Origin of the sequence: Nostoc sp. CmiVER01 (assembly GCF_034531135.2) — a bacterium.
Lineage (GTDB): Bacteria > Cyanobacteriota > Cyanobacteriia > Cyanobacteriales > Nostocaceae > Nostoc.
In genome coordinates this window covers 15019-39767 of the sequence record NZ_JAVRBU020000036.1, presented here as the reverse complement: position 1 = coordinate 39767, position 24749 = coordinate 15019, and the positions used below count along the sequence as shown (strand labels likewise).

Here is a 24749-nt window from a genome sequence, read left to right as displayed (position 1 = left end):
CTTACATCTGGTGGCTTACATTAAGGCTTTGTTGCTTGCCTATCTTGATACATCAGCAGCAAGTTGAAGAATCCGGGACAAGTACCGAGGCGATTTAACAACTCTGTTGTAGGGAACTGCCTAAAGCCTCTGATTAAAAAGAGCAGAAACTCTAATCCTCTTCCCGAGAAGCTGTACTAATAAGTTTTTTCATGCTGTTTATGTTGTCGGCTATATAACCAACTTCTTGTTCTGTCTTGCCCTTAATTTCTCCAATGATAGCGTTAAGCTTTTGTCTAGCTTTTGTAAAATCAACCATCGACACCAGTAAATCAAGAACTCCTTTCGTTAAGGGTTTTCGTCCGAAAGTATTACTCAAATTCTCCATTGGCTCACTAACAAATCTTTTCAGTGGTGCAACTGGGACAATCATTCCCTCCTCGTCCACTTGCCGTCGAAAATAGGATGACCAAGTATAATCTTGAAGCGCTCCACTCGTAACCAAATATGATTTTACTTGCGCCAATTCAATAAAATCGGGTGCTAACATCCCCAACTCCGCCGCAAACTTATAAGCTACAAAAAACTCTAGCAACGAACGATGAGCTGGGGTATAATCACCATCAGCATTGCGGATAAGCATCGTTTGCCCCATCATGTCATAATACCAGTGGTCTAAATCTTTCTCTTCCTGGACAATAGAACCAAATAAGCGGCGAATGTGTTCTGGAAAAAGCCGATAATTCAAGCTCATTTGGTTATTACATAGCATTTCCCAGGAAATTTCGCATAGAAAGTACAGTTTATCAGCCAAGGAAGTAAAAGTACGTTCCGCTTTAATATCGCGTTCCATTTTCCGCCTCACTGCATACAGATACACCCGCGAAATATCCATCGGTTTACCCGCCTCAATATCTGGTAAGGCTTCCAAAATTAAATCAGTCATCACTGGGCGATGAGCTAAATCTAATAGTTGCGGACTGTTTATCACTTGTTTAATGATTGTAGTTCCGGTTTGGTATGACAAAACCTGCCTAATTTGCTCGTCGTTAAATTTCTCCAATTCCAACACTTCAAACTGGGGTGTTTCTCCTGTTAAATGAGCAGTAGATGCTTGCAATTCTGCATTTAGCAATACGCGTCCTTCCGTTGCTTCTGGAAAATGCTCCTTGCGACAAGTAAGAATCACTTTTGCACCAGGAACTACCACCTTAGCCAGTTCCCAAAAGTTGTTAATTATCTGTTGGCGATCTACTTTTGCTGCCATTTCGTCAAAACCATCGAAAATTATCAGCAACTTACCCATGCGGTTGAGTTGGTCAAAAACGTCGCTGTTGATGCGGATATTGTGTTGAGCAAAGAAGAAACCTGTCAAAACATTTTCCACATTTAACGCCTTAGCAAAGTCACGCAAGGTTATTACTAAAGGAAGACGGGGACGTTCAACGCCACGTTTCTGAGCATTACGATAACGTTGAAGTGCAGTCCAAGCATAGTGTAAAGCAAACCAAGTTTTACCTGTACCAAATTCTCCCAAAATTGAAATATGCTCTTTTGCGGGTTCATCAAGCCACAAGTCGATATAACCATCAATCCAGCCATCTTTTTCTTCATAGAAACTTACGCCTATCCGTTGTTTGGTAACTGGATCGATTTCTTCTTTTGTACAAGCAAGGGGTACATACTTGGTATCAATTTTTCGGCGTTTGATTTCTGCTTCTAACCAGTCGAGATACCCGCTAAAGTCTGCATCTAAATCAATTAGTTCGTCAAAGGTGAAACAATCAAGGTGATGATTTTCTTCCTTCTTGACTTCATCTCTTGCAGTGGGAGAAATCCGACGGGTAGTTACCAACCAGCCTTCATCGGTTTTTTGTGCCTCGACTGAGGAACGTAAGGTCATCACATCACTCAATCCAACTTCTCCAGCAACACCACGTACAAGGACGCGCTCATAACCGCGACGCACTGGGATGTTAATTATCCATTCAAAATATTCTTCTTCCCAGATTTCATATTTTTCAAAGTCATAGCCCAAAGTTTCAAACCATCCTCGCATCTGCTGGGCGAGTGCGATCGCTCTACATTGATTTTCGTCTTGTAGAGACGCGAAATTTCGCGTCTCTACGTTTCCTGGTAATGCAGGATAATTTTGTGCTGCTAACCTGGCTATTTCTGTGCGAATACCTTCCAGTGTCGGTAATCTATCGAGTTGTTCTTGGATACTCGCAATCCTGCTATGTAGAGAACCGATTTTCTGGTTCATCAATACATCAGCAGGTGTGCGGCTACGTTTCGCCACTTCAATAAATACCGTCGCAAATTCAGCTACCTCTCGCCTAACATCAAGCCCTAAATTTCTAATATCATCGCCCAATGTATAGGCATCGAGAAAAGCATCAACCTCAGACAGCAGAATTGAGGGGTTATTGTGGTCTAATGCTGTGCGAAAAGCTTGTTTAATTGCTTCTTGTCGGAATAATTCTAGCAACGGCTTTGGTTTACCCACACCGTACTCTACTAAGGCGTAAGCGTAAACACCACTAAAATCAGCAGGTGGATGCTCTGGATCTAGGTTAAATTGCTGGAGTAACTTAATTACAGTTTCACTGCGCTGAACTTTATCGTTCAAAGGACTGTAGACGATTTCGGGAATGGTTTCTATCAAGAAATCTAGCCTAGTTTCTCCTGGTGGTGGTGGTCTACGAAAGATAACTTTAACTGTGCGCGAGTTTTCTCCCTGAATAATTTTTGGTCGCGGAAGAGCCGCCACTTGAGTTAGATAATGCATCCGAGCTATTCCACTAGCATTAAGCTCTGCTCTCTGCATTATTCTGAATACATCAGCAATAATACTATTACGCCTAATTGGAATAACATTTTCTGGATTTTGATTTAGTTCGGTTTGAGAAATTCCCTCCGGTAAGCTACCAAAGCTAGTAATTTCAATTCTATCCGGATAAACTTCAATGCGTGTAGGCTGATCCTTTGAACTAGAATGCTCATAGTCACGGTGTACTAGAGCATTAACTAATGCCTCACGTAAAGCTTTTTCTGGAATTTCAAGATCATCACGCTCATTTGTACCAATTCGTCCTGTCCGTCGTAAATTTGCCTTGGTGTTCAGAAACTTCATGCCTATTTCAAATAGATTCAGCAGATTATCTATGACAAACTCTGGACTTGCTTCTGATGCACCACGTTGTGTATTACTATAAACAACCATATGAAAACCACAAGCTGCGAACTTGTCTGCCAGTAAACGTTGAGGAGCAAAACATAGAAATGCACCAAGTGTTGGTCTACGACTATCACTATGTAAAATACCCAGGATTTGCAAATGTTCCTCTCGCTTTGCACGCAAGAGTCCAACACTTCCCAAGGCTGTTCTAGCTTGTGGCTGTTCAAGAAATGTAGTAATCAGTTCACTATTCAAATCTTCAAGTTTATGAGATAAAACTGGACGGCGATCATAGTTTAAATGCGTGTAGTCACCTAAGAAATTTATATTTTTGGTTGGTATTAGTGTTACTGTATCATCACTGCTTTTTTGTTTTATTTCTTTATCTAAATCTTGTAAATAGGATTTAAGTTTATCTTGTAATTCATCTAAATTTGAAACATATTGAACATTAAATATATGAGCTTTTAACTCAATATAATCTTTTAGTTCTTTTTGACATTCGAGTAATAATATTTGTTTATTTAAATAATCAGGATTAGTATTAATAGGAGTATCTTTTAATATAAAAATAGTTATTCTTTGACCAACTTTCTCTGCCGTTCGTAATTCATACTCTGTATAACTTAAATTTTCATTTTCATAGACACTTCCGTAAAAAAAACCTATAAAAACTAGATATAAATCACAACAAGATGCAGCTTCACCACATATTTCTGCGGATGGAGGATATTCAGGACAGATATCATGTCTCTCTAAAACATTCCATTGTAAAGAAAACTCTTCTTGAATAATTTGTCTGGCTGCTATACGATAATCTTGTGCTGTCGGATCATCAGCATCAGCTAGAAAAATTGTATATTTTGTATTTAGTTCTTTAGATATATTGCTATCAATTGCTTTTGAAGATGATTTTTGTAGATTAAGACTTCCACTCGGATTCATCGTTATCCATATTTCTCCATCCGCTTTATCCATATGAAAAATAGGACGTTGGTTATATGCCGAATACTGTTCATTATTCTGTAACTTGTTTTTAATATATTCGACAATATTGCTAACAGTAATAAGTCCTTTATAGGTAGGCTGTCCTTCAAGACCAGTTTGAATTCCTTCACATAAAATATGGGTAAAAACGCTGGAGTAATCATCCTTTAATTCATAGCTTTTTTGGCTAGCTTGAGAAGAAGCTATAATTACAATTCCACGAGGAATTATATCTGGATTGATAACAGACCATGAGTCATGGTTTGGATCTTTTATACCAATGGCTGCTCCGCTATGACAAGTATCTAGAATTAATATAGCTCGACTAACTCCAGCCATTTCTAATGCGGTAATTATGTTTTGAAAAGCTAAGAAATCATCCTCATTTCGACCTACTTTAAGACGATATTTATTCCGTAAAACATCTCCATGTCCAGAAAAATAAAATATTAGTTGAGTCTCCGAATTCCAAGATTTTAGAATAGATGAAAAATGTTCTTGAAATTGCTGAATATTTTCGCATTCAGGAATTAGTTTAGAACTTCCTGCATCGCACTTCCCAAGCTTTTGATCTGTGAATAGTGCATATATACGAGCAACATCACGCTTTCCTGCCTTTAACTCTTCGCCTGTGAAAGCCGCCACTACAAAAGCAATTCTTCGTGGTTTGTCTTGAAACATAGACATCTACTATTTTCTTGTAACTTTAATTTCTATTTTTTCAGTGACATTACTTGGTAACTTGACAATCTCTGATAAAATTTGTTCTGTTTCTTCTTGTTTTAGATTATCTATAATAATTGTTTTATTTGCCAAAGAAATAGATAATGAGTATTTGTTTTGTTTAGATTCCCAATATGAGATAACAGCAATTAAAGTTTGAACTGCTGATACAGCCAAACCAGCAATTGTTAAACCAATTGTCAAACCGCTATCTTTTACTCCGGGTCGAATCAGCTGCTTTTCAAGTTTTACAGATACATCACAGTCTTGCTCAATAAGATTTGCAAGCTGTTCCAAGTCATAGGAAGTTTCTTCAGTTATATTTCCTTCAAAATTAATATATGTATCCATTTTCGATTTTCCTTTTTTTTAAGCCACTTAATAAGACTTGCGCTTGCCCACCCGTTGAGCCAGCTTGCTGCTAAGTTCCGCCTGATACTGTTTGCGATTATCATCGTAAATCATTACAGTTCTAGGATCAGCATGACGGCTGAGACTTTGCACTTTGCGGTAGTCCCCATTTGATACCTCAAGACTGTCAGTAATGCCGCTATGACGGATTTTGTGCGGGGTCATGTGTTTAGAAATGCCAGCACGGGAGCAAATTCGCGTCACGATCGCATAAATTCCATCACCTGTGAGCTGATGCCCGTAAGAGTAGAAATCCAGAGCGATAAACAGAGGGTCATCTGGTTTGAGCTTACCACGGCAATCAAGCCAGTCCTGGATTGCTTCTGCCGTGGGCGCAGGCAGGCTTACCCATTCAAACTCAACACCCTTGCCCTTGCCAAACACTCTCAGCCTAGAACTCCCAGAGTCAAAATCCCTAACCAAAAGCTTGGCAATTTCACCACGCCGCAAAACGTTAGTCCACAGCAATAGAAACAAAGCGTAATCACGTTTGCCCCTGGGCGTAGCGATATCCATTATGTCGAATACCTGATTGTAAATGTCAACATCTACCCCGGTGGTGTCGCGGTAAGGTTTGACCTTCTCCTTTTTAATTACTGCCGAGTCATAGACAAACTGACACAAATCAAACCGTCTGCCCCACTCCACAAGGTATTTAATCCCACTGAGGTAACGGTTAACAGTGTTAGCTTTTAACCCAGCATTCATTAGCCGTGCTTTGTAATCAAGAATGATGTGGGTAGCCGTCCTTTGGTCTAAAGCAAAAAACTGCTTAATCATCTCCAAGCTTGGCTCCACACGCCACATGATCATAAAGAATTGCCGCACATCACGCACATAGGCACGCTTGGTTGCTGCTGACCTAGTGTCCTTCACCAGTTCCGATCGCCAGTTGGCTTCGTTGAGAACGGGAATAGCAGAGCTGAGTGATAACGCGGAATTAGTATGAGTAACTAACATAGCACGGTAATGTTAATGCTTATTTACATTACCGCACTTCTTTCATCTACGGATATCCCTCCCCAAATATCACCCGAAAATTCTCGCGTTTTTCAAGTACAATTACTTACCCAAAGTGAATATTCCTTAACCGCCAAGAAATAAATTTTTAGGTAAAAACTTATACGCAAACTTGAAAAGTATCTCTCCTGCTTGCTCTGGAGAAAATTATAATCAACAGTCAGTTGGTTAAAACTGAAACTGACCTCCAAAACGCCTGTAATAGAATGCCAAATATCCCAATTGCTTGCTATCAAAGCTGATATCAATTTTGTCTATACCAAAAAGCAGCTTGCAGGTAACTCTGTTTCAAACTCAGACACTTTACTCTGTGCGATCACCTTGTCCTGTGTGCGTTTGAGAATTTACTACCTCTGTTGTGACTTCCTCTACCGATAAATCAACTGCTTTTGCCACTTCGGAGATGCTGTAGCCCATGCTCAAAAGGCGTGCTGCTGCTTTTAATTTGGTTTGACGTTCCAAGTCTTGGTAGATTCGTGTTTCTTCAATGTTCAGTTCCAGCATAGCTTCCACGTCTTTACCCTCAAACTCACAAAAACTTGTAAACGCCAATCTCCCGTGCGCTTACTCGTTCGTGTTCTGCTGTGCAGCAAGCCGGACAGCTTCTACGTCAACATTGAGTTGTTGAGCAATCTGTTCTATACTCATTCCTGTTTTTAGTAACAGTGGCACAGCTGCTTTCAATATTTTTTCTTCACCCTCGGCTTTCGCTTCCCGATAAACCCTCGTTTCCTCTAAAGTTAGTCCCAGCATCGCTTCCACTTCCTCTCTACTCAACGAAGAAAACTTGTAAACGGCAATTGTGGTGATAATATCTATTATCTCGTTTTTCGGCAGTGTGCCAGTTGACTCTAATTGTACTCGCTCAATCAATAGACGCGCTTGCTCTGCCATCGTTGCATCCGATGCGATCGTCAACTGCATTAAATTGATGCCTATTGGCAGAGTATCGGGATTACATAACTCATCCAAATAAATGCGCTGCACTTGGTCACTGTTTAAAAATATGCGATGAGTTCTTGTATCGCTTGGTTCTAAAGAGCGTGATGGAAAAATTACCACACAGTACCAGTCATCGTATTCAGACCGATTCCGGTTCAAATACATCATTGATTCGGTAAAAAACCGATGATACAAACCTTCATCGCTCTGGAATTGAACTTCTGCAAAAAAGATAACTCTGGGTGTTGCACCCTCTGGAGGTAAAAAGACCCCATCAATGCGAAAGGAGGTTTCTTTCACCTCAACTGACTCAAATCGATAGTTCTGTGCCTCTTGGGGACGGTCATCAACGAGTTCAAAAATTAACGCAGGAAATCGCTTAAATATTTGGTAATAAATAGAGTCGCGTTTCACTAAAAACCGAAATAAGCATATTATTGATGACTGATTTTATCGTTAATCTTCTCTAGTTCAACTCTTTATTTAGTGAGTGAGACAGGAAGTATCTGTGGCAATCACCGCTATTGTGGTATACAAAATGGCGCTTGACAATACCGACTACCATTATCCAGCTGTGGGGGGTTAGCCATCACACATTTATGCAGAAGGTTGAAAACCATCCATTACAAAAAACCCCCAATGATGAGTTGGGGGTTTTTTGCTACTTAGTAATAACTTCTACACAGTTTTGTAGAAGCTGAATAAAAACTGGGTCTTGTATATCTTTGTATAAAAGATAACTATTATGCAAAATGACTAGCACAATACTGACCAGCTTGAGCCTTATGAGAGTTTTGTTTTTCATAGTTTGAGAGGATGTTTTAGTACATCAACCCAAACAGCAAACTATTAATGTTTAACTTTGCTTTTTAATAGCTATCTCTACTGGCTTCTCCTGGCTTTCAAACGGCTTTCTAATAGCCTGACTAGCCAACTTGCCTAAACTCTTAGCTTTACGTAGCTTTCTCTAACTTCTCAGATGTTGCTGTTAGAGTTGTTACACACATTATAGCACAACATTAAAAATGTGGTGAAGTCAAGATGGGTTACTTATTTGACTAGGAACAACTCTCATAAGAGCTTTCTGTCCCAACTCCTGACAATACCAGAGGGCGATCGCTCTCCGTCAATGCCATCCCAGATAGCTCACGCATTAGGCAAGCTAAATGCAACAAAATACAACTTGTGTCGCACTGGCGATTTTAGTGAATTCCACTTTGCTAACTAGATCCCTAGATGTAGCAAGTTTGACCTGCTAGGTTAGACTGGAAACGCTTAAAGTCTTAGTTGTTTGTTTTCGGTGCATTATGAGTCCCAAATATCGTAAAGGGCAAAAGGTACAAGTTTACAGCCCAGGACAGCAAATAATTCGTGTAATCGCCGAGGTTCGGCCAATAGGTGAGACTTGGGAATATTCACTATTAGAGCCTGATACTGGAGAGCTATGCCGTGTATATTTTGGCAGTAGTAATGCAAGTAAGGTTGATTGGCAATTAGAACGTTGGCTGCATCCATACTCTGGGGATTAGCTATATACAGTAGGGCTTTTCAGTCCATTTTGCAGGTTTTTACACGTATCTCGGCTCAATACCCCCCAGCTTTAACAGTGAACGAATAATTATTTACTTGGAAGTCCCTAATAACTGCCCTGACTCTTGTGGTAATGACAGTTCACGCCTGCCTTTAATGTGTTGTGTGGGATTGAGACACCATCAACAAATTAAAAGTAGGTAGGCAGACACTATGCCCACCTATTCTCAGGTTTTATAACTACTTACTTATCTCGATTGCCTGACATTTTAAAACAGTAGATAATCACAGTTTGAACAAAGACAGGACGAATATTTTTGTCAATAATCGCCAAACCTATCGCACTACATACTAAAGTAGTAATAAGTGCAGGCAAAATAACGCCTTCGATAAAGGCATTTTTAGGAACTATTTTCATTTTCTACCCCTTAAGTAATCACTTTTTGCCTGTCAATCCAAAAATTAATTAACTAACTCTAGTATTTTTAGCTGCTGGGAACAGCTTAAAACACTAGAGTTGTGTAACTAATCTTATGAGGTTAAATCCTATAAATCTAGGGATAGTACTATATCAAAATGAGTTAGTAAAGAGACGCAATGCCTGTACGTTAACATCTGACCCTAGTAAGGATGCTAAAGACACCAAGCTGACACATAAGTATTGATATTTATCCAGATTTTACACCTGCTTAATTTGTAATAAATAAATGTTGTGGCCAAGGTATAAATATACTAAGTCAATGCTAGTTGACTTAATAACTTTGGTTGATTAACGATAAAAAAGAAGGGCTTTGCTAAAAGTAAATATGAATTAGTTTCATACAGAGGCACAGAGAGAAAGAGTTGGAGAATAATTAGGAATTGACAGCTTTTTGGTTAAACACATAGCAATACCTTTTTCGTAATAAGCTGCTTCATTAATAAAAACTGGGTACACAGTTGATTCACCTTCGTAAGTAATAGTCTGTCCGTCAAAAGTTATAAACATCGGTTGACCTGGCTCAAGTGCCTCATAATCTTTAGACTGAAGTTGCGGATGAATCATCGCTTGCAGTTCACCAGATTCATTTCTGGGGTAATCAATCGTTCCAATATGGTGATAAATTGTGAGGCCGTTGTCAAAAGATAGAATTTCTCCGCGATTATATTGCTCCAAGTAATTTAAAGCATTGATAATCAAGGCTTCAGTTTGCTGAAAAATATCAGCTTTTAAAACTCCTTGAGATACTGCTCCAACTTCAATCGTGCAGCCAAACTCACAAATAGATGGCAAGCTAGAAGATTCTTCTGATTTAGGTAAAATGTAAATCTTTACAGAAGGGTTAACGCTCTGAAGATAGGCAACTAATTGCAGGTTAAAAGGGTGAACATTGGTGATTACAGTTAAGCCCATATTTGCAGTTGTGCTATGAATATCTAAAATGACATCAACTGGAGTTTTGCCATTTACACCAAATAAATTATTTATTTCTCTGGCTCGGATATATTCATAACTAGAACGCGTCAAATCTTGTAAATCAGACTTTTTAAAACTACGGTTGAGGTCTATATCTATATATCGACGCACTGCTGCAAATGCTTTGGGATTTGCCAACAAAGTTAAAGTTTCAAAGTTGTCTCGACGCATCAGATAAGGATGCTGTTCGAGTTTTTTGAGGAGATAGATACCAGTGAACTCGTTTCCGTGGACTCCCGCAGCTATCAATGCTCGTTGAATTGAATTTATTCTGTTTGTCATCAAATTCTTCTGCTCCAGTGGTTGTTGCAATCAATCTTAAGTAGTTACAGTCTGTAAATCTAGTTATGGGACTATACCTAAATTGGTATGTATACATAATGAAAATTCGTAGTAATTTTGATTATGCTTACTTATTAATCAGAAATTTGGCTGAATATGAACCAAGAATATCCAAAACCAATAAATATAGAACGTCTAAAACGTTTTGTTTTTCTAGCAGAACAAGAAGATATCAATCTCAGCCATGCAGCAAAAAAACTGCATATTCCTCAGCCCCATCTCAGCAGACAAATTCAACAACTAGAAGAAGAATTAGGAGTAGAACTGTTTGTCCGTAACCCTCGCTTAGAACTAACACCATCTGGCAAGGTCTTTCTGAAAAAAGCACAACACCTTCTTGGACAAGTAGAGCAATTTCAAAAATTATCTCAACAAGCAGACAAAGGTGAAATTGGACGTTTAAGTGTTGGTGTTAATACTTCGATTTCTAATAGTTTGTTACCAGATATTCTTTGTGTTTTTCGTCAGAAATTCCCGCAAGTAGACTTAGTATTGCAAGAGCTTTTGTATAAAGACAGTCGCCAGAGACTGCAAAATCGTACTCTAGATATAGATTTTGAGAATTTATACAATCTACAAGATGTGGATAAGCATCATGTTCTTCGCTACGAAGTTGTAAACAAAGAACCACTGGTGATGGTACTACCTCAGCAACATCCCTTAGCCAATAACTCACAAGTTCAACTCGCAGATTTTGCCAATGAACCTTTTATACTTCCCTGTCGTGAAACAGTACCAGGACTACATAAAATGACTCGAATAGCTTGTATGGAAGCGGGATTTCACCCGAATATAGTGCAAGAAGCCGCATGGATGCCCACAGTCCTCAGTTTGGTTGCAAGTGAAATGGGGGTTGCATTGCTACCAGCCAATGTCATGAATCTTCAGCGAACTGGTGTTGTGTATCGAGAAATTACCGAAAAAGTGCCTATATTTAAAATGGCGATGGTTTGGCGAAAAGATAATTACTCACCAATCTTATTAAATTTCCTTAATGTAGTAAGATATGTTTCCGTTAACTATATACATAAGATAAATAAGGCTTAGATACCAGCAATACTCAACTTAATCTTTTCGCTCTCCTTACACTGAAATGCTTTATTAATAACTAATTTTATTTTTGAGAGAGCGAGTAAATTTTCAACCACTCATATCCGGCAATAGTAAATCAATTAGCAAAATATCAGGCTTCATCTGTTCAATTAACAGAAAACCTATCTCTCCACAAGTGGCTTCACTCCTTACTTCTATTTTGGGAGATTTTGAAATAACAGTCTTGATGTCTAAAAGGGTAAATGCTTCTTGTTCAACAATGAAAAAATTCAGATGATACGGGTTAATTATCTAATAATAAATGGCTGTTTATTGACTAATTTATTATTGATGCTTCTGCCGTGGTTGTCCGAGATGCCGTAACCATGCCGTAGGCTACGACCTATACATGGCAAGGAGTGCCGTGATTGCTGCCGTATGCCGTAGACACATCAAAAAGCCAGTTTGACATAGCTATTGCTCACCACGGCATTACGGCATTACCTTCACCAATCAGGCAGAGAGTAGCTATCAGGGGCGTCAGAATTTATCCTCTCCTTCTCAACTAATTCAGCCAACCCATCAATTAATTCTTGGTCTGAATAACCAGATAACCTGTCAGCCTTCTTCAAATCGCGTAATGTTTTTGGCGTTTTGTTTTTGACATTATGGAAGTATTCATAAATCTTTTTAGCCACCTCCGATAATGGCTTTGGATGTATATTGTGAGCAGCAGTTAAATTAAATTCCAGGTCAAATACTCTATCTAGATATTCCTGCTCCGAAGCAATTGACTTAGTTTTATTAGATAGATTCGGCATTAATGCAACTACAAAACCCCCAACGGAAGCAATCATTACTGGGCGGAAGTTTTGATAGGATACTGCTTTCACTGACAGATATTTAGATTTAATTTGCTCCCGTTCTTGCTTACCTGGAATAATGTCACCTCTATTTAAAATTAGTTCCAATACACCATAAGATTCTTGCTCCCTTCCGTTCTTAATGTACTTGTTACCTAACAGCAGTAAGTTAAGGCACATCCGGGTTTGAGCATCCATCTTTTCAATGCCCAAAGCTGCCAAATTAAAAGACTGTAGAGAAGCAATAAACTTAGTATTAAACTCTCGACCAATCAGCAGAACATCAAGTAATTTACTCCCATAATTCCAATCAGAGTAAAGCTTGCTTAAGGAGTCAGCAATTACTAGCCAATCATCCAAAATTAGAATCAATGGTGGTAAGGATTCGCGCTTTGATTCTGGTAGTTGCTTACGCTTTTTGTAGTCCGTGTAAAAGTTGTCAATTACCTCTTTGGCTAGGTCTGGGTTTTCCTGATCAAAGACAATTACTCTCTCTTTCTCTCGTAAACCACAAAAACTATCATTTTTAGCACTAATTACCCAGATATCAGCATTAGGGGAATCTGCCAAGATTTTCTGAATTAAGTGATTGAGGGTGACTGATTTACCACTTCCTGGTGCAGCAACTAAAGCAGTGGAACTATCGGCTCTGGCTAGAGCTTGCAAAGTATTTAGGGCAAGAGCTTCTGATGGGTGAAGGCTAATTGCAGTATTTTGTTGTAATGTCTGCTGTTGAGAGCCGGTCACTTTATCGTCACCCCTGGCGATATCCTGCATTGACTGCCCCGGCAATGCGGCGGCTGGCTGCCCCGTTGCCTGTTGCAGTTGCACCCGTGCTTCGGCTTCTGCCCTTAACCTCACTTGCTCCTGAAAGATAGCTAACTCTTGCGGTGTCATTTTTGACAACTGCGCTTCTCTTACCCGTCTATTCTCCGTCCATTGGTGAAATTCGTAATCTAGTTGGGCGCTATATGCTTCCTTATGGAGCCTTAACCCTGACCAAAGTTTAGAAATTAACCAGTTGCTACGAATTTCTTCCCTAACTGAAGGCATTAGTTGGATTAATCGCCATTCCCTAGCTTTAGATAACCCATAAGCTCCACCAACGAGTAGCACTGAAGCTAATCCCCAAAGCGGTTTATCAGGGTTACTTGGTGGAATAATTCTTAATCTGGTTGCTTTGGTAGGCAAGAAGTTATCACGTTGAAACTCTGGGTTAGCTGGTGCATAAGCTTCAGCATAAAATTCCGACTCTGGCATTATGTAACGCTTGTTGGGAGTGCAGTACCTTTGACGGTTAACCGGCTTGGTGAGCGTTGAGGGGATGAAACAATACTCAACCAAACTAATTTGAGTGCCAGTAAATGACTTTGCCCCACAAATTAACCCGATGATTGCCAGCACCCCCACAGTAATATTGTTGGCTGTTCCCGAACGCAAGTATTCTTCAAATTGTTTGCGTTTCATTGGTTTGTTCCCCTGACGATTGCTGCAATCACCAACAACACAAAAGCACCTACCCCAATCAAGCCCCAAGGTATTTCACTCTTGGGAGTTGGCTTAACTTCGTAGGTTTTAACCTCCTGATAGAACCGTGTCTTACCTGTATTAGTTGCTTCTGACACTGCCCTATATTCATCAAAGGCAATCCAAAGAGTTGCCCCTACACTTGCGGTTTGGGCGGTCGCTACCAAAAAATCTTTGTCAATGTGGATTTGTCCTGAGTAGTGAAGCTTGGTCAGGGTATTGGCGAAGAATAGCCCCAGTACAATGCTGCCCAATGTGCCAGAAGCCATTGCCCCAATTCCCAAACTCGTTAGTAGGCTGACTCCAGCATTGGCAGTAAACACACCCAGAAATGTAGCCAGTGCTTTGTTTAGCAATTGCTTGTTACTGAAGACATCTCTAATCGACTGCTCAAGGCGATCGCCGTCTTCATTCTCTGGAGTCGGTTTTTCTGAAGTAGTTTCACCCCACATTAATGGTGTGGACTGTTCACTGGTATTTTGGAACTGTGATAATAGGGAATCAATTTCATTCATGTTTACCTCGCAAGAGGGGTGAAACAGAAAAAGCCAGAGTTTACCGTCACTACTGGCTTTCGACTTACCTATGGGTTAAATGCCCATGAAATTGCGGAACCACTGCCCTACTCGGCTAATCCCAGCAGTGCGCGAGTAATTGGGCTTGGGTATGCGGTCAGTCTTGGCTTCACTACCGTTTGTCCACAGTGCGCTAGTAACTGCGGTTTCATAAGCTCGATCCGCCGCGTCTTGTGTCTCAGGCAGCTTGTTAGAAGCTTTGATTAAATCAACTTCATACTTTGCGATCGCCATTAAATCCGCAGTGGCCCCAGATATCTGAATCAAGGATGAGCGTTGAGCGTGACGGGTTGCCTCGGCAGTAGTGGCGTTGACGTGTTCCGCCTGCATTTCGGTCATCTCGTTCTTAAAGCGCTGCTCTCCTGTCTTACTGGTGTTGATAGCTTTCAGGGTTTGCGTACCATGTTTTTGGGTCAATTGCACCAGTTCGGCATAGGCTTGGTTTACGTCCCCTGTGGTTTCAATGATTTTGCGGTATGCCTCCAATGCCTTGGGTAAATTGGCTTTTGCAGTGTCAGACAGTCGCGCCATGTCTGCAATTTTGGTGATTACCGTTTGATCTCCTAAAACGGCTTTATTGAACTCCTCAGCCGACACATCAAATAGTCTCCCCATTGCTCCTAACGTACCTGGGGCAGTGGTGGGTATATGGTTTTTGAGTTTCGCAGTTCCAAAATTACGTGCCATTTTATCTCCTAATAAGGGATGTAGTCATAGTCGATATTGCTGGATGATTGGGGCAATTCATCCCAGTAACCCATCTCTTCAAATCGGCTATAGATTCTCGTTGCTAGTTGCCTTATGGGGTCGTCAAAATCATCAGAGATTAAATCAAATCTCTTCTCACCAAACGCCAATATATTTGCAATATCAGGGTCAATACCATTACCCAAGAATTGACCAAATGCAGCAGAGTATGGATGGTCATCAATGGTTTCATGAGTTGCTAGAAATTCCGTCCCGGTGAAGGGTGGGTAATCTTCACTCTCGAATATTGGTGTGGAAAGTGCCTCGATATCAGCCTCAATCATTGATGCCCACTGTTCAGGATTTTCGGCTTTGAATTGCTCTAATCTCAGGGCGGAGTCAGTCAGAGGTGATTTGCCCCAATCGTTGGGATTTTTGTAATCGAGTGCCATGCTGCTAAAATCCTTGTAACGATGTGTACTTGATGCACTTTCGGATGAGGCGATTGCACTTACTTTGCTCGGTCAGGGCAATCCCTTCATCATCAGTTTTCACAAAACTCATTTAATTCAAAAACCTCCCTCTGCACTTGGTTTTGGCTTAATTCTTTTCGTTTGCCTTTCGAGTCATTGAAAATGAAAGGTGCATTGACAAGAGAATTAGACCGGTGGCTGTAGCGCAATTGTTGACCACGGAATTCATAGAGGTGGTTACGTTGCAAGGCTGTCATTGAAACCATAAGTTTGCCCCTCAACTTGGGAATAGAACTCGATATTTAGGATGGCTTCGTGAATCTCCATCAAAGCTTGGACAGCATCACCGAGACGCAGGTCATTCGATGTACTGAACCGTTCAGAGGCTTCGATTTGTTGATAATTTGGGGATGCTTGCACGAACCTAAGAGTCTGTTCGCAACCGAGGATGATGGTCATTATTTCGGTTGTTGTTAGGCTTGGCTGTGTCTTTTGAGTGTCTTGGTTGCTCATGACTTGTTTGTTTCCTCTGGGTTTTTATCACGTAAGTTCTAATTCTTTCGCTTGAGAGTGATTTTGTAAGTCTCCCCGTTTGGCTTCAAAACTGTGTGTTGCTCTAAACCTAATTCGCTAGCTGCACTTAAAATTGGCCCGACATTTTCAGACGGTTCACCATGAAAGGTTGTCTCCCCTTTTTTACCTTTATCGAGGTTTCTAGAAATCATTTCTTTAAGCGCCTCAAACCCGGACTGTGACATAATTCCTCCTATTTTCTATACAATACTCTCGCCCGAACTACTGATGATGAGAGCTAGTCCCCTTCTGGGGTTGTGTCTGCATCATGTTTGGGATCTCATGACTTATTTCTTTTCCTTTGGGTTTTGATTGGTGCGGTTGGTGCTTCTGGCTCACTGGCTCTTTGTTTCTGCTCACTCGGCTTTTGAAGTACATAGCTTATAGCCCCTGCACCCCCCACAGTTGCGGCGATAGTTAACATATTGTTTCTGCCAAGCTGCTGGACTCCGAAATAGCCAAGGGCTAACGCTGCTGCTGTTGCACCAATGCCTAAAACCGTGTTTCTGAATCTGGATTTGGTCATGCTGCCCCCTTAAAATTAGTGACCATTGCGCTAAGTGCCGATTTATTGGGCTGTGTAGATATTGCTGTTTCAACTTTGGGCGATGGTTGCACATTGCCGTGTTGAAAAATCAGCTTCTCTACACCTGCTGATAATGCCTGTGTTGGTGCATCTTGGGGTAAATCAAAAATCTTGCACAATTCAATTACTGCTAGGTAGGAGATGGTTATACGCCGAGATTCGTAATTCATTGATTAAGCTCCTCTTGCAATTTGAGTTAATAGCTTCAACCCCAAAGCATTGATGAATTGGGGATTATTCAAGACCACGAAGCCTAAACCGACTAGGTTCTGATCCACCACGGGCAAGGAAACACCCCCACCCCAGGCGACAAGGTATTTAGCGCGGTCTAGATAATTGCCAGCAGTCACAAAGTTGGCGAATTTCTCAATCCTGTTACTCCACCATTCATCAAGACTTTGGCTGTACTCTGTTTCAAACTTTTTACCTGTCAGGTGGTTGCCGCCGTATATGAAAGTCCCTTCTACAATTCCCTGGTTCACCAAACTGGGCGAGTGTTTTACATCCTTGGACAGCAGACTCACTCGGTCGTTTCGTTTGTCGAGAGATTCGGCAATCATGCTGTGCAGTTCACCCGCTCCACCTTCAATCAAGTGACGGTCAATCACTGCACCACTGCCATTAAACACGGTAATCAACCAAGTTGATGAACCAATATCGAGTGCGATCGCTAATTCTGAGGGGTCAAGTACCAGGGATGCTTCACCAAATAAGCAGTGAGCAATGCTTCCAAATCCTTCTGGGTAAATGCCTGTAACAACAATCTCAACTGTCTTGGTGACAATGGAACGGGTTACAGGGTGCAGATGTTCAAAGGTGTGAGTCCCTTCAACTCTGCGCTTAATCTCAGTTGCCCAGCGTTCTGGGTTGTGATTGCTCAAACTAATTTCTAGCTTGACCCCATCGGGAATATTGAGAACTGCTAAGTCTGCAAGAATGCTTTCTAGTGCCAGTTCTGCTTTTTTGGCTTTGTCCTCGTGCAGCAAAGTATGGTCACTTTGAGCTAGAGCCGCACTGCCCCAGAAAAATTGAACGTCTTTTAAGTCCAGGCGTGAACCTTCTACATAACGCAACCATGCCCCATCTTTAGAAATGGTTTCGTGGTGCATGATGTTGCGGTTGCGAACTAGTGAGTATGCGGCTGGCATCATGATCGAAAAATCACCGATGATTGCCTTGCCATACCCTGCACCTGAGTCTTTTCCGGCGATCAGGTCAGTTAGCCCTGATTTGGCTAACAAGTCTGCTTGCACGAGCCAATTTTTGGCATTGGAATATACGGTTGTCATGGTTCCGATGATTGGTAAAAGTCTTATTTTTCTGGCTTGGCGTTGATTTTTAGCTAAATCTACACAAATCCAGATATCCAGTTCGGGGCAAGCCATAGCATCACTTTCCGGCAACTCTAGCCTTTGTTGGGTGGCGTTTTTTGGCTTGATAATGATATTATAGACTAACGTTCACCCGTTATAACGGGTGAACTAAAAAATGTTTTAAAAATATCGTGGGAGAATGGTAGAGCAAACTATTGAGACTGATGATTTGGGCAGGAGAGAAAACCCTGATTATTCTCGTGTTACAGGGCTGGTCAAGAGAGACTTAGCCCGAAGGCTTCGTGTTTTTGTTGCATCTACAGAAACTACAATTTCAGAAGTGGTAGAAAAGGCATTGCAAAAATATCTAGATGAAATGGAGGGCGAAAGGACTAACTCAGAAGGAAACAAGCCTGAAGAGAAAACCAAGAAAACTAAGGGCAATATATGACTAAAGCTCCAGAAGACTACCAGCCCAACGTACAACCACCATCAAGCAGGCTTGTTAAGTAACGTTACGGATAATTCGTGTTGAAGTTGAATGTCAAGTGTTCGATTGTTCTGTAAGATCAGGCAAGTACTGAAATGAAGCGTACAACGGAGGTAAATATACAACAGTATCAAAAGATAAATGGACAAAAGCGCCACTACTAGGTAGTGACGCTTTATCCGAGATTTAAACTCATATTCTATTTACTGGAGCAGGAGAGGGGATCTCAAACAAACCAAAACAGTGGAAGAAAAGTTGGCACTAGAAACCACTGATTGGAAATGAGATTTAGTCCGTGCTGCCTTCACACTATTATATCGATAGCTGTGGCAACTTTCATGTGCTTCTGTTGGCAGATTTGGCTAAAAAAGTCATTAAATCTTTGTTTTCAAAGCCAAAATTTGGCAAATTCAAGCAACGCAGCGAATTCAATATATATTAAGATGTAGCAGCACGATAAACCCCTCCAAATACTGAAAAACAACGTATTTGAGGGAAAAATCAGTGATTAATAGCAACTACGAACTGCAAAAAAGTCAGTTTAAATTCGCTGTAAACACCTATGGCACAAACAAAGACTGGGATTTTAAGAAGCTGGCCGGTAACTTCATTGATGTAGAAGGCACTCTAGCCGATGTCCAGGAACATATTAAAGCAGGTCACGCCATCTGTGCCGGATTATTAGGGGGAAAATGGCGCAGTAAGGCCAATGTCATTGGTTCTCACTGGCTACTACTCGACATTGATAATTCCGATGTCGCCCGTGATGAGGACGGCAAACCAATACTGGACGCAAACGGAAATTCTATCAAAGTTTACGATCACCAATTAACCATAGAAGAAGCCCTAGCCCATCCCTTCATTAAAAAACACTGTGCTTTAATTTACACCACAGCCAGCCATAAACCAGAATGGCATAAATTTCGGTTGATTTTCCTTCTCCCCGAATATGTCCAAGGCGCTGATACTGTAGAAGCTTGTACGCGCTTCCTCATGCAGCAGTTGCCCCATGACCCAGCTTGTAAAGATGCAAGTCGTGTTTTCTATGGCAGCACAGAGGCAGAATTCCCCCTGATCAACCCTGAAGCCACTTTACCAGCAGAATGGATAAGTGAGGCGATTGCGATCGCGCAAATTGAGCGTATTGAGTATCAGCGACGAATTCAAGAAATTGAGTCACGGCGTAAAGAGTGGCGTGAGATTTCCCTCACTGAAGGCTGGGACATTGACCAGCTAATCCAAAACGCGCTTTCATTCATTCCACCACGTACCCCAGGAAGCGGTAACTATGACGAATGCCGTCAGGTGTTGATGGCGCTGGTTAATCATTATGGGGCAACAGATGCGGAAATTATAGCCGAGCAGTGGTCGCCCAGCATCAAAGGCTCAACTTGGAACATTCACGCTAAAATTCGCAGTTTTCGCCGTGGGGGAATTACTCTAGGCACACTGTTTCACATTGCCAAGCAGTACGGCTTTCGATTCCCGCAACGGCAGTATGAACCATATCAACGCGACAAAGGGCTGATTAGCCGCGAACAGTGGGAGCTTGGACGAGTCAGAGAGGACTTGAGCAGCTTCCAAAATTTATTAAAGCAAGCGATCGCTCCAATTGCTGAGGTATTTAAAGGATTTAAAGCGCCCCCATCACCGCAGCCTGAACCAGAAATTGACACGCCTTCGCCCAATGTAATTATTTACAAGCCCGGCAATATCCCGTTCCGAACTAAAGTTACAGGCAATATCTCTATCTCCTGCCAGCCAGAGGAACATATTGCTGCTTGGGTGGAAGCTGTTTCTAAGGGCTGGACGCAAATTTTAGATAATTCCCATCCAGGACTAGGTAAGTCTTACAACGCGGGGCAATTGACGGCGGCCTTATTCGGTGTTGATAAACTAATTTACCAGGATGCCAACCACAGAAACCCATCTACTCTACCGATTGAAGAAAACTTTGTTGACTTACCAGTGCGGCACAACGGCTTTAAACTTGACCCCACCCGCAAAACTCCTACAGGTGAGGATTTTAAACTGTGGACTAAAGCGGGTGAAACTGCCGACACTGACGGCAATTGTCACAGAACTTACTTGTTTAACGCCTTCCGCAACAAGAATTTTAGCAGCCTTGATTTTGAAGAGAGCGGCATCAGCCCCATCTGTGGCGGTTGTTCCCTTAAAAATCAGTGCCGTTTCGCTAGTGGTGACGGTTTTGGCTTCCGCTTTCAAAAGCGCACTGCAATTCAAAATTATTCCTCACTCAGAGCGCACCCAGACTCTACCCCTGTCACCTTAACTAATGCTGCTGATCAAACTTTCACCGTTGGGCGGTTATGGGAAGAAGCTGGTACGCTCATCAAGCCCGTGCGTAGTGTTGATGTAAACCTCAGCGATTTTGAAACCACCATAGGCAAGCTGCTACTGTTGGAACCAAATATAATGTCACAGCTGCAACCTGCATTCTTAGTTTTACACCAACTGTTTACCCAAAAAATTAAGTCCACTAACCGCTACGGCTTTGATGATGCCAGCATCCGAGCGCTGCTGCCCCCTTTCCCCACAGGTTTAAATATCGAAGCCATTAGCCAAGCCTCAGAACCTGATTTAACTTTCTTAGAAGACTTGGACTCAATTGATATTACCCAAGATAAACAACTCAAAAAAAGCTCTGCGGCTCGTTATGCTGCCAAAAAGGTAGTTAAAGACAGCGCACGAACCGCCGGGAGGGAGTTTCTTGACTTGCCTAATTACTGGTTGCCTGACTTTCTGGAAGCTTGGAAAGGTGATGGTAGTTTTCAGTCAGGGTGGGGTGTACTCAGCATTTACCGCCGAAACCCCAAACATACTGAATTGGCCAAATCTGCCCAATTTAATATTTACCTTGATGCCACTTTCAAATCTCAACAGTTGAAATTGAAACTGGGCATCAATGATCCTGTGTTAATCATTGAGCAACAACGCCCAGACTACGACAATTTAAAAGTCGTCAACGTCACTGGGCTGGGGAAACTGCCCAAAAATCGCTCCGATACACTCAGCAACCGTGTTAATGCCCTCAAAGAAACCTTGAAAGAACTCTGCCCCACCCTTGGCATTATCGATTGGAAACAGATTGCAACTCAAGCCGAGGGCTACACAGAATACGGTCACTTTGTCGATGGGCGTGGTGTTAATAGGTTTAGTGAATGTGATGCGATCGCTTCTTTTGGCATTCCCTACCAAAACATCGGTGTTTTAGCAGCACAATATCAGGTGATGACTGGCGAAAGGGTCAACCTGGAAGATAAAGACAGCACTTTCCAAAAGTATCTCACAGACCTGCTAAGAGCAGAAATCATCCAAGAGATTGGGCGATTACGCGCTCATCGTCGCTCCAATGTGGAGCTAACATTCTACTTCTGCGCTGACTATGACCTTAGTTTTCTCTTAGATGAACTGCCGGGAGTCAAGTTAGAAGTAGTCGATGCCTGCTCTCTTTGCACTGAAGCGGGTAGCCGAGATCAGCAGACCGGACACGCTATAGTCAACGCTTTCACCCACCTTTGGCAGTCACACCAGAAAATTGGACAAAAGGCGATCGCCAAAATCATAGACACTACCCAAGGATGGGTGAGCCGATTTACCCAACGCTGGGGGGGCTGGCAGCACTTTAAAAAATTATTACTCCTGCTATTAGATAGTCTTAATAGCGGTAGTAATAAAAATTTGGCTGACTTAGACGAGGATGAAAAGTGGTTAGCGCATACATACTTCCCGATGTTGATTGCTGAATCAGAATCATCACCTGAAGATACCTTAGAACACGTCGCTGAAGTTGCCACAATCTTTACTAATACTGCACTGCGGCGAGTTTTACACTCATGTAGCCCGGCTGTTAAGGCTGACTTGCTAATGATTGTACTGAGTTGTCTGCCTACTGAAGTTTACTCAATTTCAGTTTCTGAAATCTCTGCATCACTCGCAGAACCTGCGCTATTGTGATTTGAACGATAATTTAGCCAAACGGTCACGAAATACTTCACTTTGTACTAGGACAACATATAGTTCAAAGCTATAAATGGAGTTCAAAAAACTCAAAACTTAATTACAGCAAGGAATATGGTCAAATAGTTCATTTGTACCGTACCGCGATGAGAGAGAAATAAAAATTCAGATTTTAGGCGATCGCTTTATCACTCAATTTCTGGCGAAACATATTTTTGAACCATATTGTGGACATTTTGAATTATATTTTGACCGAAAGTTTAAAATTTTCGACTAAATTAGTGTGTCTTGCTCGGCATTTTTTACCAAGTCTCAAAATAAAACTTTTGGTCGTATTATGGTTCACATTTAAAACACGCGGACATAATTTGATTCATAAAGCTAAGTTATTGATTGACTCAAAAGCTTGAAATTACGTTAACTTTTGGTCACGTTATGGTTCAAAATTTGGTCACGCAGGGGGTAAAATCACAGCTATCACCTTGAACAGTCATAAGAACTGATTCCAGACGATAACCAGCTTCGCGGATGTAATAAGAAGCTGCACCCACGTCTTCAAACACGTTGTCAAATTGGGGATGAGTTGACGGAAAAATCTTTCTCAGGCGTTCACTAATTCCTGAGAGTTCTTGCTGAATTGCGATTAGTTCTTGAGTATCATCGTCCATGACTTATTTACCACAAAGATAGCTGCCCCGGTGAAACATTTGATTTCCCGCCCCTATGGTATAAAAGGTGACAAGCACTGCAAAGAGCTATAAGGTTGCCTCTGTGGTTCTAAGCTGGGTTTCTGTCCCAATGATGAACCTGTAGGGTGTACACTCTGCGTTTTGAGCGTGTTAAATGTGATGTTTTTTCACCAGGGGGTATACAGTGTAACCCGCACTTTTGACAATGCCACTGGGCTTGTTGCTTAACGTCCGTGGCAATTTCTGACCAATTATCTGGGTATAGAGAATAGGTGAACGTCATTAGTCTAACTAAACTAAAGCTTTGAAAATTGTAATGCTTTCTAGCAGTATGAAAGCTTAACAAAACTGTAATCGGTGTATCTGCTTAAACGCCTTCGCCACAAAACTTGTATCAAGAAGCATTTGTGAGCAGAAGTCACCTAAAGCTTGTTGCAACAGAATAAAAATTCTAGCGGCTAGCTGCACTAAATAGTGCGATTAAATCAAAATACATATGTGCCAAGATAACGGGCATAATCCGTTGCCATTTTATGTAATAGAGTGAAAAAACTGCAAACATTGCACTTAATAGTAAAGCTGGCACAAAACCTTGATATAAATGATATGTACTTTGGATAATTACACTTATAAAAACTGCTAAACCTACGCTGTTTGTTAAAAACTTAACTTCGAAAATTGTATAACATCGAATAATAAGTTCTTCATAAAAAGGATTAATTAACATTGCAGTCACAGACCAAAAATTAATACCTTTTTTCAAAAACTCTATATTATTAGGATGAATATTTAATTTAGTTCCGATGATCATATAATATCCTTGAGAGAGAATAAGCCACCATACAATCCCGGCAATATATGCCATAAATGCCAGTACTATGGAAATAATCAAGTCCTTCCAAAGCCAAGAGAAACCTAACTCCTTTATATTGCGTCCTTGTCTAATAATCAAATAAATTACCAGGGCAATGATAGCCAATTGACGGACTATTGTAGTTCCCCAATAAATCATAGGATACTTAGCGTATTCGTTGTAATATAACTCCGCCCCAGTCAACTGAACGCATACAGAACCAAAAATTGCAGAACCAAAGGCAACGGCAATCACAATTAAAAATTCTATTAAACGAATATTTTTACTATTTCTCATAATTTTTAAAGTAGTATTAGCGGTCATCGTACCAGTTTGAGTAAATTGTACGTTAAGCGACCAAATGATACAGTAGGTTTTTGCAGTTGTTGGGCAAGGACTTTGGAAATTGGCATAAGTGTAAATTAGCCGTTGTTTAGTTCCATCAATGAAAGCTTTTCACCAGAGAAAAGCCAATTCTCAAAATTTGTCTTACAGCGTCCCCAAAGTTATTTAGTAAAGCATCAAATTTTACATAA

21 protein-coding genes and 2 pseudogenes are annotated in these 24749 nt (G+C 41.1%); 4 read left to right on the top strand and 19 right to left on the bottom strand.

The window, feature by feature from the left end:
• Positions 1–202 precede the first annotated feature (202 nt).
• The 6 genes and pseudogenes from RMZ43_RS35170 to RMZ43_RS35145 all read right to left on the bottom strand — a co-directional run.
• Positions 203–2647 (bottom strand): annotated as a pseudogene (locus RMZ43_RS35170) (NACHT domain-containing protein); the annotation flags it as partial.
• Between the two features lie 63 nt (positions 2648–2710).
• Positions 2711–4828: pseudogene (locus RMZ43_RS35165) on the bottom strand (ATP-binding protein); the annotation flags it as partial.
• Positions 4829–4837: 9 nt separating this feature from the next.
• Positions 4838–5221, bottom strand: coding sequence for a hypothetical protein (locus RMZ43_RS35160; protein WP_428850995.1), 384 nt, complete (start codon positions 5219–5221; stop codon positions 4838–4840).
• A gap of 27 nt (positions 5222–5248) precedes the next feature.
• On the bottom strand, positions 5249–6241 hold the full coding sequence (locus tag RMZ43_RS35155) for a tyrosine-type recombinase/integrase (protein WP_428850994.1): 993 nt from the start codon (positions 6239–6241) through the stop codon (positions 5249–5251).
• Between the two features lie 363 nt (positions 6242–6604).
• Positions 6605–6805, bottom strand: a complete 201-nt coding sequence (locus RMZ43_RS35150) for a hypothetical protein (RefSeq protein ID WP_428850993.1) — start codon at positions 6803–6805, stop codon at positions 6605–6607.
• 60 nt (positions 6806–6865) lie between these two features.
• Positions 6866–7657, bottom strand: a complete 792-nt coding sequence (locus RMZ43_RS35145; protein ID WP_428850992.1) for an Rpn family recombination-promoting nuclease/putative transposase — start codon at positions 7655–7657, stop codon at positions 6866–6868.
• A gap of 893 nt (positions 7658–8550) precedes the next feature.
• Between RMZ43_RS35145 and RMZ43_RS35140 the strand changes: the two genes are divergently transcribed.
• Positions 8551–8772, top strand: a complete 222-nt coding sequence (locus tag RMZ43_RS35140) for a hypothetical protein (protein WP_292794237.1) — start codon at positions 8551–8553, stop codon at positions 8770–8772.
• Positions 8773–9017: 245 nt separating this feature from the next.
• Here RMZ43_RS35140 and RMZ43_RS35135 read toward each other — a convergent pair whose 3' ends face one another.
• Both RMZ43_RS35135 and RMZ43_RS35130 read right to left on the bottom strand, forming a co-directional pair.
• Entirely contained in the window at positions 9018–9191 is a 174-nt protein-coding gene (locus RMZ43_RS35135; RefSeq protein WP_322691277.1) for a hypothetical protein, read from the bottom strand.
• 399 nt (positions 9192–9590) lie between these two features.
• Positions 9591–10511: an aspartoacylase gene (locus tag RMZ43_RS35130; protein WP_428850991.1), complete on the bottom strand. Its 921-nt coding sequence runs from the start codon at positions 10509–10511 to the stop codon at positions 9591–9593.
• A 156-nt stretch (positions 10512–10667) separates the two neighbouring features.
• On the opposite strand from RMZ43_RS35130, the gene RMZ43_RS35125 reads away from it, so the two are divergent.
• Positions 10668–11618: a LysR family transcriptional regulator gene (locus RMZ43_RS35125; RefSeq protein ID WP_428850990.1), complete on the top strand. Its 951-nt coding sequence runs from the start codon at positions 10668–10670 to the stop codon at positions 11616–11618.
• A gap of 491 nt (positions 11619–12109) precedes the next feature.
• On the opposite strand, the gene RMZ43_RS35120 is transcribed toward RMZ43_RS35125, so the two are convergent.
• The 9 genes from RMZ43_RS35120 to RMZ43_RS35080 all read right to left on the bottom strand — a co-directional run bounded on the left by RMZ43_RS35120 (position 12110) and on the right by RMZ43_RS35080 (position 18272).
• Positions 12110–13933, bottom strand: a complete 1824-nt coding sequence (locus tag RMZ43_RS35120) for a type IV secretory system conjugative DNA transfer family protein (protein ID WP_428850989.1) — start codon at positions 13931–13933, stop codon at positions 12110–12112.
• Positions 13930–14508 (bottom strand): hypothetical protein, encoded by a 579-nt coding sequence (locus RMZ43_RS35115; protein WP_428850988.1) that lies wholly within the window; start codon positions 14506–14508, stop codon positions 13930–13932. The genes RMZ43_RS35120 and RMZ43_RS35115 overlap by 4 nt, the downstream gene beginning before the upstream one ends.
• Positions 14509–14583: 75 nt before the next feature.
• Positions 14584–15255 (bottom strand): hypothetical protein, encoded by a 672-nt coding sequence (locus tag RMZ43_RS35110; protein WP_428850987.1) that lies wholly within the window; start codon positions 15253–15255, stop codon positions 14584–14586.
• Between the two features lie 8 nt (positions 15256–15263).
• Positions 15264–15707 (bottom strand): hypothetical protein, encoded by a 444-nt coding sequence (locus RMZ43_RS35105; protein WP_428850986.1) that lies wholly within the window; start codon positions 15705–15707, stop codon positions 15264–15266.
• A gap of 258 nt (positions 15708–15965) precedes the next feature.
• Complete coding sequence (locus RMZ43_RS35100; protein WP_428850985.1) at positions 15966–16241, bottom strand: hypothetical protein; 276 nt, start codon at positions 16239–16241, stop codon at positions 15966–15968.
• A gap of 38 nt (positions 16242–16279) precedes the next feature.
• The gene (locus RMZ43_RS35095; protein ID WP_163937935.1) at positions 16280–16486 is read right to left on the bottom strand and encodes a hypothetical protein; all 207 of its coding nucleotides are present in this window, start codon (positions 16484–16486) and stop codon (positions 16280–16282) included.
• A 95-nt stretch (positions 16487–16581) separates the two neighbouring features.
• Positions 16582–16827, bottom strand: coding sequence for a hypothetical protein (locus RMZ43_RS35090; protein ID WP_428850984.1), 246 nt, complete (start codon positions 16825–16827; stop codon positions 16582–16584).
• Positions 16824–17057 carry a hypothetical protein gene (locus tag RMZ43_RS35085; RefSeq protein WP_428850983.1) on the bottom strand — a complete coding sequence of 78 codons (234 nt, stop codon included), beginning with the start codon at positions 17055–17057 and terminating at the stop codon, positions 16824–16826. The genes RMZ43_RS35090 and RMZ43_RS35085 overlap by 4 nt, the downstream gene beginning before the upstream one ends.
• Positions 17058–17060: 3 nt before the next feature.
• On the bottom strand, positions 17061–18272 hold the full coding sequence (locus RMZ43_RS35080) for a ParM/StbA family protein (RefSeq protein ID WP_428850982.1): 1212 nt from the start codon (positions 18270–18272) through the stop codon (positions 17061–17063).
• A 127-nt stretch (positions 18273–18399) separates the two neighbouring features.
• Between RMZ43_RS35080 and RMZ43_RS35075 the strand changes: the two genes are divergently transcribed.
• Entirely contained in the window at positions 18400–18651 is a 252-nt protein-coding gene (locus RMZ43_RS35075; RefSeq protein WP_428850981.1) for a hypothetical protein, read from the top strand.
• Positions 18652–19194: 543 nt separating this feature from the next.
• A complete protein-coding gene (locus tag RMZ43_RS35070; RefSeq protein WP_428850980.1) occupies positions 19195–22668 on the top strand; it encodes a PriCT-2 domain-containing protein in 3474 nt (1157 codons plus the stop codon).
• Between the two features lie 443 nt (positions 22669–23111).
• Here the strand turns inward: RMZ43_RS35070 and RMZ43_RS35065 are convergent, their stop codons facing one another.
• Together RMZ43_RS35065 and RMZ43_RS35060 are read right to left on the bottom strand one after the other, a co-directional pair.
• Positions 23112–23339: a hypothetical protein gene (locus tag RMZ43_RS35065; protein WP_428850979.1), complete on the bottom strand. Its 228-nt coding sequence runs from the start codon at positions 23337–23339 to the stop codon at positions 23112–23114.
• Between the two features lie 472 nt (positions 23340–23811).
• Complete coding sequence (locus tag RMZ43_RS35060) at positions 23812–24537, bottom strand: CPBP family intramembrane glutamic endopeptidase (RefSeq protein WP_428850978.1); 726 nt, start codon at positions 24535–24537, stop codon at positions 23812–23814.
• Positions 24538–24749 lie beyond the last annotated feature (212 nt).